Origin of the sequence: uncultured Lutibacter sp. (assembly GCF_947493565.1) — a bacterium.
In the GTDB taxonomy this organism is placed as follows: Bacteria; Bacteroidota; Bacteroidia; order Flavobacteriales; family Flavobacteriaceae; genus Lutibacter; species Lutibacter aestuarii.
In genome coordinates this window covers 86,027-100,451 of sequence record NZ_CANLRG010000011.1, presented here as the reverse complement: position 1 = coordinate 100,451, position 14,425 = coordinate 86,027, and the positions used below count along the sequence as shown (strand labels likewise).

At 29.1% G+C, this 14,425-nt stretch carries 11 protein-coding genes and 1 tRNA gene; 4 read left to right on the top strand and 8 right to left on the bottom strand.

From position 1 onward, the window contains the following. From Q0714_RS13270 to Q0714_RS13260, 3 genes are all read right to left on the bottom strand, one after another. Positions 1–536 (bottom strand): hypothetical protein (locus Q0714_RS13270; protein ID WP_298265851.1); only part of this gene is annotated, 536 nt, incomplete at its 3' end. Positions 537–1,067: 531 nt separating this feature from the next. After that, positions 1,068–1,478 (bottom strand): hypothetical protein, encoded by a 411-nt coding sequence (locus Q0714_RS13265; protein WP_298265849.1) that lies wholly within the window; start codon positions 1,476–1,478, stop codon positions 1,068–1,070. Positions 1,479–1,532: 54 nt separating this feature from the next. After that, positions 1,533–1,606 (bottom strand) — tRNA-Asn (locus tag Q0714_RS13260). A 333-nt stretch (positions 1,607–1,939) separates the two neighbouring features. Here Q0714_RS13260 and Q0714_RS13255 point away from each other — a divergent pair. The 4 genes from Q0714_RS13255 (at position 1,940) to Q0714_RS13240 (ending at position 7,702) form a co-directional block, all read left to right on the top strand. After that, a complete protein-coding gene (locus Q0714_RS13255) occupies positions 1,940–4,672 on the top strand; it encodes a 2-oxoglutarate dehydrogenase E1 component (protein WP_298265847.1) in 2,733 nt (910 codons plus the stop codon). 58 nt (positions 4,673–4,730) lie between these two features. Further along, a complete protein-coding gene (gene odhB / locus Q0714_RS13250) occupies positions 4,731–5,942 on the top strand; it encodes a 2-oxoglutarate dehydrogenase complex dihydrolipoyllysine-residue succinyltransferase (RefSeq protein WP_298265846.1) in 1,212 nt (403 codons plus the stop codon). A gap of 131 nt (positions 5,943–6,073) precedes the next feature. Then, positions 6,074–6,805, top strand: a complete 732-nt coding sequence (locus Q0714_RS13245; protein WP_298265844.1) for a transporter — start codon at positions 6,074–6,076, stop codon at positions 6,803–6,805. 159 nt (positions 6,806–6,964) lie between these two features. Beyond that, positions 6,965–7,702 carry a transporter gene (locus Q0714_RS13240; protein ID WP_298265842.1) on the top strand — a complete coding sequence of 246 codons (738 nt, stop codon included), beginning with the start codon at positions 6,965–6,967 and terminating at the stop codon, positions 7,700–7,702. On the opposite strand, the gene Q0714_RS13235 is transcribed toward Q0714_RS13240, so the two are convergent. From Q0714_RS13235 to gcvH, 5 genes are all read right to left on the bottom strand, one after another. Next, positions 7,703–8,155, bottom strand: a complete 453-nt coding sequence (locus Q0714_RS13235; RefSeq protein ID WP_298265840.1) for a retropepsin-like aspartic protease — start codon at positions 8,153–8,155, stop codon at positions 7,703–7,705. A gap of 7 nt (positions 8,156–8,162) precedes the next feature. Further along, positions 8,163–10,847, bottom strand: a complete 2,685-nt coding sequence (locus Q0714_RS13230) for a CHAT domain-containing tetratricopeptide repeat protein (protein WP_298265838.1) — start codon at positions 10,845–10,847, stop codon at positions 8,163–8,165. Between the two features lie 9 nt (positions 10,848–10,856). Next, positions 10,857–12,845 carry a PKD domain-containing protein gene (locus tag Q0714_RS13225; RefSeq protein WP_298265836.1) on the bottom strand — a complete coding sequence of 663 codons (1,989 nt, stop codon included), beginning with the start codon at positions 12,843–12,845 and terminating at the stop codon, positions 10,857–10,859. Between the two features lie 130 nt (positions 12,846–12,975). Beyond that, positions 12,976–13,695: an energy transducer TonB gene (locus Q0714_RS13220; protein ID WP_298265834.1), complete on the bottom strand. Its 720-nt coding sequence runs from the start codon at positions 13,693–13,695 to the stop codon at positions 12,976–12,978. A 331-nt stretch (positions 13,696–14,026) separates the two neighbouring features. After that, positions 14,027–14,407, bottom strand: a complete 381-nt coding sequence (gene gcvH, locus Q0714_RS13215; protein ID WP_298265832.1) for a glycine cleavage system protein GcvH — start codon at positions 14,405–14,407, stop codon at positions 14,027–14,029. Positions 14,408–14,425 lie beyond the last annotated feature (18 nt).

Sequence of the window (14,425 nt, the reverse complement as noted above, 5' to 3'; positions counted from 1 at the left end):
GTTACAATGCCCGTTGTATCTAACTGAACTGTTATGTTTTGAGTAATTACATTCGGAGCCGTTACATCCTCAACCGTAACAGTAGCTACACAAGTTCCTGACCCATCGTCATCAGTTACTGTTAAAATTACATTCACAGGAGTTCCAACATCAGAACACGTAAAATTTGTTATATTCGTATCAAAAGAAAGTGTTCCATTTCCTGTACTTCCATTATTTACCTCATTTTCAGCAATAGTCACATTGCCAGTTGCATCTAATTGAACTGTTATGTTCCTACATATAACAATAGGTGCTAAACTACTTTTATCTAAAAAATCTAAATTATTAAAATTGTAAATTAAATTAGGTTCTATAATCTTTAAAAAATAATCATCTAAATTAAGTAACGGATTATCCAACTCTTGTTCAACAGCAGGAATCAATTCAACATAATTATCAGGCACTGATGAATTTGCATACAAAGAAGTATTTGCACCTATAAAAAGTGAAAAAAGAAATACATAAATTTTTGGATTAAGTAATTTTTTTACCATAGCGCTACATTTTATAATTGAAAGTGGGGATTAATAATGCCTCTGGCTACTCTTAACTTAATGAACAGTATACCAACAATTCTGTTTTACAAAAATAAAAATTTGTTGTAAAAACTTAAATATATTACTCATTAATTATCTAATTTAATAACAAATTATAAAAACCTAAATTGATTATTATAATTAATTTATTAAAATTCAATTATGTTATATAGTATCAAATATAGATAAAAAATCTTTAAAATCAATCTTATTTACTGGAAATTAAATCTTTATAAAACATTTAAAAATATTTTTTTACTTTTAAAAGCTTATAATAGTAAACAATCTAAATTAAAAAAGGGAGTCTTTGAAACTCCCTTTTTTACTACTAACTAAAAAAATCAAAAACTCATCACTCAAAGAAGCTAAATAATGAGTATTATGGGTCAAAAGTAACTTGAATTTTTCAGTATAATAATGATTAATATCATATCTAAGAAAAAAAATTACTAATCTTTAAAAAAATTTATTCAAACATTCTAAACATTTTTAATTTAGAATGTTTGAATTTCCAAATAATCGCAGGATATCTTTTTGGGTATAAAAAGTACTTACACCAAAGGTTTGAACAGTTAAATTATTTTGTTTAATCTTAAGCATTTTTTGCCCTTTAATTTTTTTAAATTCAAATTTTACAATGGTATCATTATTCGTTTGAACGATAATTTGATGATCCGAATTCTTCTCAAATCCATCCATAATAATATTATAAACCGTTTCTTTAAAATTGAATTGGAAGGCATTTTGATTTATTGTATAAAGATCTGAATAAATTAAAGAATAAGAGTCAGAAGTTTTTACCAGCTTAATTGAATGATTGGCCTTTTTTACACTTCCAATTTCCTGACTTGAAATATGAACCGAAAAAAATATAACTAAAACTGGTACAAATATTTTCATAAATATGTTTAAACCATAAAAAAAGACCTACATTTTGTAGGTCTTTCTGTGTTGCTCCTCCTCTTGGGCTCGAACCAAGGACCCTCTGATTAACAGTCAGATGCTCTAACCAACTGAGCTAAGGAGGAATTTATTCTCTTTTGCGAGTGCAAATATACAAGCTTTTCTTCTTTTTGCAAGAAATTTTAAAAAAAATTACACTTTTTTTTAAGCTATTTTTTTACACCAATATAACTCCTTGAAAATAACTTATTTATTAAACACCACAAAGCATTAAAATTTTTACAAAGTTCTCATATAAACACTTAAAAAATGCTTACTTAAAACTACTTTAACAACAACTTTAGTTAAAATTTACAAATAATATAATTATTGCAAAATTAGCTTAATTAAAATGGTTGTTTTGGTAAAAGTTGTATTTTTGTTGCATTATAATAAAACATTGACTACTAACTAACAATATGGATAAATTTTCATTTTTAAATGCTGTTCATTCAGGGCATATTGCTGATGTATATGACCAGTATTTGATTAATCCTGATTCGGTTGAACCCAGCTGGCGAAGTTTTTTTCAAGGATACGACTTTGCCAACGAAAAATATACATTAAAAGACACTGAAAAAGAATTTGAAGTTCCTGAAAATGTATTAAAAGAATTTAAAGTAATAGACCTTATTAATGGCTATAGAACCCGAGGCCACCTATTCACCAAAACAAATCCTGTTCGTGAAAGAAGGAAATACACTCCTACACTAGCTATTGAAAACTTCGGTTTATCTGAAAAAGATTTGGATACTGTTTTTGATGCTGGGAATATTGTAGGTTCGGGTAAAAACACGCTTAAAGAAATTATTAAGCATTTAGAAACCATTTATTGTGATTCAATTGGAGTTGAATATATGTACATTCGAAATCCTAAAGAAATTAAATGGTTTCAAAAACAATTAAACCCAAATTCTAATCATCCTAATTATTCAGCAGAAGCAAAAAAATACATTCTTCAAAAATTAAATCAGGCCGTTACTTTCGAAAACTTTCTACAAACTAAATATGTTGGCCAAAAACGATTTTCTTTAGAAGGTGGTGAAGCCTTAATACCGGCTATTGGTGCAATTATTAGAAATGCTGCTGAAATCTACGATGTAGATGAATTTGTGCTTGGAATGGCTCATAGAGGACGTTTAAATACTTTGACAAATATTTTCAGAAAACCTATTCGTGAATTATTTAGTGAATTTGAAGGGAAAGATTTTGAAGATGAAACTATTGATGGCGATGTAAAATACCATTTAGGATTAACCACCACTAAAACACTTAAAAATAATAAGGAACTTAAAATGAATTTAGTTCCTAACCCATCACATTTAGAAACTGTAGGCCCTTTAGTTGAAGGAATTTCTAGAGCAAAAATTGACAAAACCTACAACGGAAATAACTCCAAACTACTTCCTCTTATTGTTCATGGAGATGCCGCCATTTCAGGACAAGGATTGGTGTATGAAGTTACTCAAATGAGCCAATTAAATGGTTATACTACAGGAGGTACAATTCATATTGTTGTAAACAATCAAATTGGTTTTACCACTAATTATTTAGACGGTCGTTCAAGCACCTATTGTACAGATGTTGCAAAAGTAACACTATCACCCGTACTACATGTAAATGCTGATGATGTAGAAGCTGTTGTGCATGCTATAGAAATTGCATTAGCATTTAGAATGCAATTTAAACGTGATATTTTTATTGATTTATTAGGGTATAGAAAATATGGACATAACGAAGGTGACGAACCTCGTTTTACACAACCAAACTTATACAAAGCCATTTCTAAACATAGCAACCCTAGAGATATTTATGCCAAAAAATTAATCGCTGAAGGAGTTATAAATGCTAATTATTTAAACGAATCTATTGCCGAATTTAAAGATTTATTAGAAAAAGAATACCAACTTTCTAAAAAAGCTGAAACTTCTAAAGTACGAGAGTTTATGGAAGATACTTGGCAAGAATTTGCCAGAAAAGGTATTGAAGCCATGCTGATTTCAGAAAATACTTCGTATTCTAAAACAAAACTAAAAGAAATTGCTAAAGTTGTTTCAACGGTTCCAAATGGAGTTAAGTTTTTAAGAAAAGCAGAACGAATTTTACGCGATCGTAATAAAATGGTTTTTGAAACCGATCAAATTGATTGGGGAATGGGAGAAACCTTAGCTTACGGAAGTTTACTGCAAGAAGGTTTTGATGTTCGTATTTCTGGTCAAGATGTTGAACGTGGCACTTTTAGTCATCGACATGCTATTTTAAGAGATGAAATTTCAGAAGAACGCATCAATCTTTTAAACACCATTGATGATAAACAAGGACAAATGTATATCTACAATTCATTACTTTCAGAATACGGTGTTCTTGGTTTTGATTATGGGTATGCCATGGCAAACCCAAACACTTTAACTATTTGGGAAGCTCAATTTGGAGATTTTAGTAATGGTGCTCAAATTATATTTGATCAATATTTATCTGCTGCAGAAGATAAATGGAAACTTCAAAATGGAATTGTAGTTTTACTACCTCATGGGTATGAAGGTCAAGGCTCTGAACATTCATCGGCAAGAATGGAACGTTTTTTACAATTATGCGCCATCGATAATATGATTGTTGCAGATTGTACAACTCCAGCCAATTTTTATCATTTGCTACGCCGTCAAATGAAACGTACGTACAGAAAACCTTTAATTGTTTTTACACCCAAAAGTTTATTACGTCATCCATTAGCGGTTTCTACTTTAGATGAATTTGCTAATGGTTCATTTCAAGAAGTTATTGACGATACCATAAATCCAGAAAGCGTAACAAAGTTAGTTTTTTGTACAGGAAAATTTTATTATGATTTGTTAGCTGAAAGAACTAATTTAGATAGAAAAGATATAGCCTTGGTTAGAATTGAGCAATTATTCCCATTACACTTAGAAAAATTACAGCAAATAATTGACCAGTACCCTAATGTTAAAAACTACGTTTGGGCTCAAGAAGAACCAGAAAATATGGGAGCTTGGAGTTATATGTTACAACGTTTTAGATTGGTTCATTTAGAAGTTGCATCACAGCCTTTTTATGCGGTACCAGCTGCAGGCTCATCAGCAAGATTTAAAAGAAGACACCAACGTATTATTGACAAAGTATTTGAAACTAACTAATAAAATAATTTAAATTCTTTTCTTTTTGAAAAGATAAAAAAATCAAAATTACAGAAAGATGATTTTAGAAATGAAAGTTCCCTCTCCAGGAGAATCTATAACAGAAGTAGAAATTGCAACTTGGCTAGTTGAAGATGGAGATTATGTTGAAAAAGACCAACCAATTGCAGAAGTAGATTCTGATAAAGCAACACTCGAATTACCAGCTGAAGAAAGTGGAGTTATTACTTTAAAAGCTGAAGAAGGCGATGCCGTTGCAGTTGGCGCCATTGTGTGTTTAATTGATATGGATGCTAAAAAACCCGAAGGTAAATCAGAAACTACTACCGAAGCATCAACACCTATACAAACTTCTAAAACAGAAGAAAAACCTACTGAACATCAACAAACTTATGCTAGTGGAAGCGCATCTCCTGCTGCCAAAAAAATATTGGCTGAAAAAGGGATTTCTGCTTCTGAAATAACTGGAACTGGAAAAGATGGTAGAATTACCAAGGATGATGCTGTAAAAGCAACTCCAAGCATGGGAACTCCAGCAGGAGGAACACGTGGTAGTGAACGTAAAAAATTATCAATGCTTCGTAGAAAAGTTGCAGAACGCCTAGTTTCAGTTAAAAATGATACTGCCATGCTTACTACTTTTAATGAAGTAGACATGAAACCTATTTTTGATTTACGTAAAGAATTTAAAGACGATTTTAAAGCAAAACACGGTGTAAGTTTAGGTTTTATGAGTTTCTTTACCCTTGCTGTTGTAAGAGCTTTAAAAATGTATCCTGATGTAAATTCTATGATTGATGGAGATTACAAAATAACTCATGATTTTCAAGATATTTCTATTGCCGTTTCAGGTCCTAAAGGGTTGATGGTTCCTGTGATAAGAAATGCTGAAAATTTAAGTTTTAGAGGCGTAGAAAGCGAAGTAAAACGTTTAGCTATTAGAGCTAGAGATGGACAAATTACTGTTGATGAAATGACAGGCGGAACTTTTACAATTACTAATGGTGGGGTTTTTGGTTCTATGTTATCAACCCCAATTATTAACCCTCCTCAAAGTGGTATTTTAGGAATGCACAATATTGTTGAAAGACCCGTTGCTGTAGATGGAGAAGTAGTTATAAGACCAATTATGTACGTTGCCCTATCTTACGACCATAGAATTATTGACGGTAGAGAATCTGTAGGTTTTTTAGTTGCTGTTAAAGAAGCCCTAGAAAACCCTATTGAAATTTTAATGGAGAACAATCCTAAAAAAGCTTTAGAGCTTTAAACCAATAATAAAAAACTTTTTTAAAGCCTAAGGAAAATTCCTTAGGCTTTTTTTATGAAGTGTGATAAAAATCATTTTTATTTAGACTTAATAAAAATAAATTTGTCTTGATTTTTTAACGTCCACTAAAAATGTATAAATTTATACTAAGCTTCATTATAAGTGTTTTATTTATAAATAGTTTAATTGCTCAAACAGTAGAACCCTCTTCCTCAATAGCAAAAAATTTATTGCAAATTGAATTAGAATCTCTATATACCATACAAAAAGAAAAATCTATTAAATTGGAATCAATAAGCATTCCAAGCGCATTATTTAGATTTGGTATTACGCGTCAATTAGAACTGCAATTAAATACTCCAATTATTAAAGAAAGGTTATGGGAAAATGACCACTTAATACACTCTTTAAATAAGTTTGATGATATTCAGGTTGGTTTTTCAATAAACTTATGGCAAGAAAAAAATTGGATTCCAGAAGCATCTTTAATGATTAGAGCAATACTTCCTACTGATTCAAAATTTGAAATACATAAAGTTGGCAAATTGTGCTCATTTAATTTAAGTAACACACTAACAAATAAACTTACTTTTAATTCTAATATTGGCTATGCTGAAAATACCGACAACTCAAAATCAGGTTTTTATATCGCAAATTTTACTTTTGAAGCCAGTTCTAAAATACATTTTTTTATCGAAAACTTTGGCGATTTTAATCATCAAAAATTAATTTCTCACAACTTAAATTTAGGAGGCGGTTATAACTTTAATCAGAATCTTGTGGTAGATATATCTATCGCCAATGGAATTAACCATCATATGTTTTATGTTGGCGGAATTATTACATATGCTTTTAAACTTTAATACTATTTTCAATATGATTTTACTATTTTTATAATATTTTTATTGTATATATGATAATTTAAAAGCTATGTATGATTTATTTTTTACATTATTGATAATTGTCATTCTTTTTAAAATTAGTTAAAATTAGCTTTGTCCTACAGTTATAATTACAATTTAATGAGAACATTTTCTTTTAATTTACTACTTATTACATCCTTATTTTTCCTGAAAACTAATGCGCAAACAATAATATATTCTAACATTGTTAATAAGGATATTTTTCAAGTTGAACTAGCTTCATTTCAAACTATTCAAAAAAATGAGTTAGAAAAATCAACATCATGGTCGTTGCCTAGCGCATTGTTTAGATATGGGTTTAATGAACGTGTTGAACTACAAATGGTTACTCCTTTCAACAGTGAATCTTCTTATTATAATAATGAATTAATTTCCTCCAATTTCCATATCAAAAAAATTCAATTAGGGACTGTGGTAAATATATTGGAAAGAAATAAAATTATTCCTGAAACTTCTTTCACATATAGGTCAATAATTCCTTTTAACGAAAATGATATCATTAAAAGAATGGCTCACTTGTTTTCAATAAACATGTCTAATAAGCTTTCTGAAAAAATTATTCTAAATTATAATTTTAGGTATTTTATTGGTTCAGATAAATCTAAGTCAACTCAATATGTTTCTAACCTTGGCTATAACTTAACTAACAAATTTCAACTATTTATAGAAAATAATGGTGTGATTGCCGAAAAAGAGTTAACTTCTAACTTAGTTGTGGGAGGTCTAAGTTATGTTTTGTCAAATAACTTATTTATTAATATGCACTATGGTAAATGCCTAAAAAGAGACACACTTATGGTAGGCGGAATTCTTACTTGGAGATTTAAAACTGCTTAACTAGTATTTATAAACTAGCTTTTTTAAATATAAACTTTTTGTTTCATAATCAATTATAGCACTGCCTTTTTCTAAAATGTCGGCGCCAATTATGCCATCTACGGCATCAGCATTATGTTCAGTTAAAGCGGTATTTACATGCGATAAATCAATCAATACTAAATTAAAACTATTGTAATTCCATTCTTTCAATTCAAGTTTATTTTTGGAAGATGTTTTAGTTTCCATACCTATAGCACCAGCACCAGCTGCTTTCGTTTCTGAATCTTGTAATTCCAAATGAAACTTATCAGCCAAATCTATTGAAACACATGAGTTTGAAGCACCTGTATCTAAGATAAACTTACCTTTTACTTTGTTTATTTTAGCTTTCAGTTCAAAATGATTTGTGTTAATCTTTTTAAGTTTAACCTTTGTGTACCCTTGTCTTAAAAGAAGATTCTTTAATTTCATTCATTGTTTATTTGGAGTCAAATCTACTCTTTTTTAAAAGAAAATATCCAATTGCAAATATAATTCCAATAAGTACTAACCATTCTATATAAAAAGTTTTCTTATCATCAACTATTGAATCTCCAAAATACACAAAACTTGCCCAATAATAAGGAGACTTTTTTAACGAAGATATTTCATCATTTTTTAAATATTCTAATTTAGCATTGTGTAAAGATGCTGATTTATTTTCTGATTTTTTATACTTTTTGTAAAAATCAGTCATTAATATTTCTGTTGCTTTATCGTTCACTTTCCATAAAGAAACTATCAAGCTTTTAACACCTGCATAAGAAAATGCCCGAGCCATACTTATAGCTCCTTCACCTCTTCGAAGTGTTCCCACTCCAGTTTCACAAGCACTTAAAACTAAGAGGTTTGTTTGTAAATTATATCCATAAATTTCTGGTAAATACAAGGTTTCATCATAAAATTCAATTGAAGGTGGCGAATAATTATCGCCAGCTAATGCATGAGTAGATAAATGAACTATTGGATACAAATGACTATTTTGAAGAAAATTATTTTTTGTAGCGTTAGATTTTATAAAAAAATCACCATTTATAACATTTTTAATATTACTTGCTTCTTTTAAGGTAAAATCAAGTTCCGTTAACCCTCTATAATTATGTTCAAAAATGGGGAAAAATCCGAGTATTTTATCATTTGTAAACTTATCAGCTGTCTTTAAATTTTGCAGTGCGATTTTTGCAGAATATGAATAATTTATTGTGGTTGATTTAATTAAATATGGTAGTGAACCAAAATTTACATCCTCAGTTTCTTTAGTTAGTAGCGCATCAAATGGAATAAATGAAAGCAGCCCATCAGGAATTAAAATAACATTTTTATATGGTTCAGCCTTAAAAAATTTACGAAACAATTGGTATCCCAATAATTTATACTGCTGAATATTATTTTGAAGTTTTACACCTCTGCTATCTTCAAAAAAACTTAAAAAGTGATTGATTTCATTTATTAGTTTTTCACTTTTTGGTATCGTATGTAGTTTTATAGGTTCATTTTTTGAAATACTAAATACGTAAATATTATTTGTACCATCGAAAAACTCTATAATTAGTTCATTGTTTTTAATCAATTTTTCTTTAAGTTCTATCAATAGTGTTTCATCATTATTTTGAGTACTTAAGTTTGGGTATTTTATACGTATTTGCTCTTTAATTAATTGTAATTCGTTAAACGCCTCATCTCTTTTTAATGTTAATTTTGAAAGCACATTGATGTTTGCATTTTCTCCTTTCAGTTCCTCTAAAGCAATACTTTTATTTAATTGTGCTTTTTCAAATAAGGTGTTTTTTTCTTTAATGAATATGCTATCATTTTTTAGCAACGTTTTTTCCATAGCCAATTCTTTGGCCTCCAACAATACAGCAGATTTTGTTTTTTCAGCAAATTCAAATGCCTTTTCAATCCATTTTACTTCATTAGTTTCAATATATAATTTATTACACAGCTCTATACACTTTTCACTTCTATCCCTATTCTCTTGTTGCTGCAATAGTTTCGAGTTTTGTGTTAAATAAGTTGCTCTGAGCTCATTTTCAATTAAAAAAGCCAATTCATAGTTTTTAATAGCACTTTCATAATCTCCAATTTCACTAAAAATAATTGATCTCGCATCAAATGCTTCTTTTAATGTGTTTTCAGGATAAAAGAAACTTGTATTAGGGTTTTTAGGAGAGTATTTAGGCAACAAAATGCTTATGGATTGTTGATACCAAAACAGTGACTGATCATAATTATTTTGCCTTTTATAAACCTCAGCAATTTGGAGCATTACTTTTGCTACTTCTCTATCATTTTTCCCAAAAATAGTTTTAGCATTCTTAAATCCTTTCTCAAAATGATGCAAAGCTTTATCTAATTTATTTTTTTCAAAAAAATAGCGTCCTAAAGTGGTTTCATTTTTAACTGTTATTTTTAAATCGTTCTCAACATTTAATTTACTCGACAAACTCACATATTTTTCAGCATTTTTTAAGTCATTTATCAGTAAATAATTGATGGCTATATTTGAATAAATGAAAGATTTACTTTGTTTGGAGTTTGTTAGTTCTAATGCTAAATCTAAATATTTATTAGCCTTAAAAATCTCTCCTTTAGTTCTTAATACTATAGATAAGTTTGAATATCCTGAAACTAGATGCTTTTTATTTTTGTTTTTTTGAGCTTGTTCTATATATATTTTTAAAATATCTTCAGCCCTATCGGCATCACCTAATCTAGTATAATTATTTGCTAAAGGTTTTAAACAATATTCAACAATATCGTAATTTGGAATTTTATTTTTTTTATAACAGTTATAGGCTTTTTCGTAGTGTATTACCGATTCATTAATAAATCCCATCTTTTTTAGGTAATACGCATAATTAACATAATAATACAATAAAGCTGTGGCTTCAATTGTAGTTTTTGGATTTCTCCATAAACTATTTTCAACAGTTTTTAGAATGTTTAAATTTTCTGTGGTTGGTTTCTTCACAAATTCATCTAAATGTGCATAAATGTATTCGGAAAAATTATTCTGTTGTTTTAAGGAGTCTTTTAAAATCTTAAAGTAATCTGTTGAAGTTTGAGCAACCGTAAGAAATGAAATCAATATTAAGCTTAAAAACATCCATTTTTTTAACATAATTTGCGTTTATATTTTCCAAATTGCATAAAAATGAAGCTGTTTTTTAGGTTCTTGAAAGTTATAGATATAACGAAATCCTAAACTAGGTCCAATCCTAGAAGCTCCTACCGTAATATCTCCAAATATGCCATAATTAATATTTGTAAATGAATTGTTAGTTTTATCAATTGTTGTTTTATTTAAAGCCTCAATAGGATCCCCAATTCGTTTATTATAAAAAGTATAATAATTAGACTTTGTTGTGCTTGTAACTTCGCTATTTATATCAAAAGAAATTTGTGAACCAACACCTAAACCTATTATTCCGTTTAAATTATATCTAAAAGAAATAGGTACAATATCAACGTTTAACAATGCTGTTTCTATGGCTTTTTCATCTATTCTAATTGCACTATCTATTATAGTTCCATCAGGTAAATCAACAATCCCTAACTCCTGATTTGAATTAGTAGCATCAGAAAACTTCATTGAATTAACCATCAATTCGGCTTGCAAATACTTTTTATATGATTTGTAGGGTGAAATAGTAGCCCCTAAAAAATAAGATTCAGAATTGTTTAAATCTGGAAAACTATTATAACCTGCTTTAACTCCAATTGAAATTCCTGGAGAAAACCTTGAAGTAGATGCATTGGTAATAATTGGTTCATTTTTATCAAAAATAATGGCCGTTCTACTTTTAGATTTTTGTTTGTGAAAATTTTTTCCAAATTTCATTGAATACTTCACAAACCCTTTTGTTGAATCTTTATCATGCACTCCTTTTTGAGCTGTTCCAGGCAAGTAAATGTTTTTAAATTGAAATGAAATTTTATCTTTAGAAATAATTGTATCCAAACAACTGTATTGCACCTCTTCTTCTGGACAAATAGGGCACTTTGGGTACATATCAATAACTTTTAATGAGGATTTATCTAACATTTCAGGAACATCTACATTTAACTTTATTAAACGAGCTGGTCCTTCTCCATCATTTTGAAAACGAACTTTATATTTTAATCTCTTAAACCTAACCAATCTATAATTTAAACGTGTATCATAAACTGCCATTTTATTTGGATCGTGTGAAGTTACAATCTCCATTTCTTTAGTTAGTACTTTATGTGAGTCATTTCCTCTTTCAGGAATGTAGATACTTCTAATTGTAATTACAGCACTTGTATCTTTTAACATTTCAGGGGTAGTTTTAAAGGTAAAAAACATATTGCGTTCTTCGTTTGACTCTAGATTGTCAAAATCATACACTTTAAAATCTTGATAATATGCTTTTGCTTCTTCTAAAGTTAAGGGTAAATTTTGCTTTAAAGTATCTACAACTATTAATTTTTCATCAATAAATGTTGTGATTCCTGTAGTTTGGATTAGCTCTTTTTTTGAAGTATAATTTGAAGCAATATTTTCTTCAGAAACTTCTTGTTCATTATGATGCAATCTAACATCAACTAAATCAAAGTTTTTATCCTTATATTTTTTCTCATTAAAAAAAAGATAAATTTTCCCATTTGTTGGAAACGGGTTTTCATTACCATAACTAAGTATCATTTGCATTTCCTCTTCAGGAATTGGGTCTCGGTTAGTTTGCAATCTAAAACCTCCATAAGCACTTATCAAATGATGACTTTCATTTTGAATAATTTCTGAAGCAGTGTTATTAAATGTTATTTCTTTTGGACGTGTTGTTGGTGGTTTTCCATCATCATAATTATTAGTTACTGAAAGTTTTACTTTATAAGTTCCTTTCGTTTTATATGTATGATTTGGGTTTTCTTGAAAACTATAATCACCGTCCCCAAACTCCCAATAATACGTGTAAAAAGCTTTAGGTGCTCCGGCTATTTGATTAAGTTCTGGTGTTTCTGGATTGAACGACACCTTATTTCCATTAACAGAATAAATAATTTCAGCTGATCTAGTAATTGTATCCTTAACTATTATAGATTGGGAGGTAATTTGATCAACTACTAAAAAAAAACAAAGAATTAAAACATTTTTCATATCAACAGCTTTTAAACAAATATAAAAAAAGAATTTTAATACGTTTTGTTTACTTTTTGCAATAATTCAGAATAAAAAAAGCCATCTTTTAAAGATGGCTTTTAATTTATAACTTTAGTTATTATAGCAACTATTCAACTTTAAATGCAATTGGTAAACTGTATTTAACACCTACCGGACGTCCTCTCTGTTTACCAGGAATCATTTTTGGTAAAGATTTTACTACTCTAATAGCTTCATCTCTTAATCTATTATGAGGTGCACGCGCCATTACATCAGTAATATTACCATTTTTATCAATTTTAAACATCACAAAAATCTTTTTAACTCCTGGAGCCAAACCTAAATCGGATGCTAAATCAGAGTTAAACTTTCTATTTACGTGTTTTGTGATTTTATCCTGTAAACAAGCCTTTAATTCTGCTTTAGAACCCTTACAACCTGGATAAATAGGCACATCTTCAATAATTGCAAAAGGCACATCTTCCATTACTTCTTCTTCCTCCTCAACCTCAATAATTTCTTCTACTTCAATAGCTTCATCTTCATCTGTTTCTGTAGATTCAATTACAGTTTCTTCTACTTCTACTTCATCTTCAACAACTTCGATTTTATCTGGTGTTGGTGGCGGTGGAGTTTTTGGCTCTGGTGGTTTAACTTGCTCTATCTCTATTGTTTGTTCTTCATCATCCATGTTTAAAACCACTGGTCCTAAATCACCAATAACTCTATCATATGTCTTTTTTTCAATAGCTAAGTACACTATCAAAAGTGCTAAAACTAAACCTAACTGCATAAATATCTTGGTATAGTTTTCTAGATTTGCTTTTGGATTCTTTTTAATCTGCATCTGTGAAAATTTTTATAGTTCGCTAATTTAATAATTTTAAAACAACTTATGCAAGTAATTTTTTTTTATTACATTATTTTTTTTGTAAAACACTGTTAAAATTACCAACACAGCTATAGCGCTTACTAGAATGAAAAAAATAATACTCAATTTCATTCATTATCTAGTAGTTTTTCTCATTAAAAACTTCAATAACTATGCCATAATAAGTAGTTGAGAACTATTACCTAACACAAATAGCCCAATGTATTTTTAGTTAACTTATACATTGGACTATTAAATTTTCTAAGTAAAAAAGACCTTAGATGATAACTGTTTTTAAAAAGTAAAATTACCCTCCTATCAACTCTTTGTATGCTTCCGGTGATAATAATTCATCAATTTGTGAAGCATCTGAAATAGCTACCTTTATCATCCATCCATCTCCATAAGGATCTGCATTAACTTTTTCTGGTTCATCTTCTAATGTTTCGTTAAATTCTGTAACTTCTCCCGATAATGGCATAAACAAATCAGATACTGTTTTAACGGCCTCAACTGAGCCAAAAACTTCATCTTTATCAATAGTTTCATCAACAGTATCTACGTCTACGTAAACAATGTCTCCTAACTCACTTTGCGCAAAGTGTGTTATACCAATTATTGCTGTGTCACCTTCAATTTTAACCCACTCGTGATCTTTAGTGTATTTTAAATCTGCTGGAATATTCATTTTTTTGTTTATTATAAT

What these genes read in the sequence shown, in the direction of transcription:
- Q0714_RS13240 (WP_298265842.1), top strand. Translation starts at nt 6,965, where the DNA reads ATGAGAACATTTTCTTTTAATTTACTACTTATTACATCCTTATTTTTC.
- Q0714_RS13245 (WP_298265844.1), top strand. Translation starts at nt 6,074, where the DNA reads ATGTATAAATTTATACTAAGCTTCATTATAAGTGTTTTATTTATAAAT.
- odhB (WP_298265846.1), top strand. Translation starts at nt 4,731, where the DNA reads ATGATTTTAGAAATGAAAGTTCCCTCTCCAGGAGAATCTATAACAGAA.
- Q0714_RS13265 (WP_298265849.1), bottom strand. Translation starts at nt 1,478, where the DNA reads ATGAAAATATTTGTACCAGTTTTAGTTATATTTTTTTCGGTTCATATT.
- Q0714_RS13225 (WP_298265836.1), bottom strand. Translation starts at nt 12,845, where the DNA reads ATGAAAAATGTTTTAATTCTTTGTTTTTTTTTAGTAGTTGATCAAATT.
- gcvH (WP_298265832.1), bottom strand. Translation starts at nt 14,407, where the DNA reads ATGAATATTCCAGCAGATTTAAAATACACTAAAGATCACGAGTGGGTT.
- Q0714_RS13220 (WP_298265834.1), bottom strand. Translation starts at nt 13,695, where the DNA reads ATGCAGATTAAAAAGAATCCAAAAGCAAATCTAGAAAACTATACCAAG.
- Q0714_RS13230 (WP_298265838.1), bottom strand. Translation starts at nt 10,847, where the DNA reads ATGTTAAAAAAATGGATGTTTTTAAGCTTAATATTGATTTCATTTCTT.
- Q0714_RS13235 (WP_298265840.1), bottom strand. Translation starts at nt 8,155, where the DNA reads ATGAAATTAAAGAATCTTCTTTTAAGACAAGGGTACACAAAGGTTAAA.
- Q0714_RS13255 (WP_298265847.1), top strand. Translation starts at nt 1,940, where the DNA reads ATGGATAAATTTTCATTTTTAAATGCTGTTCATTCAGGGCATATTGCT.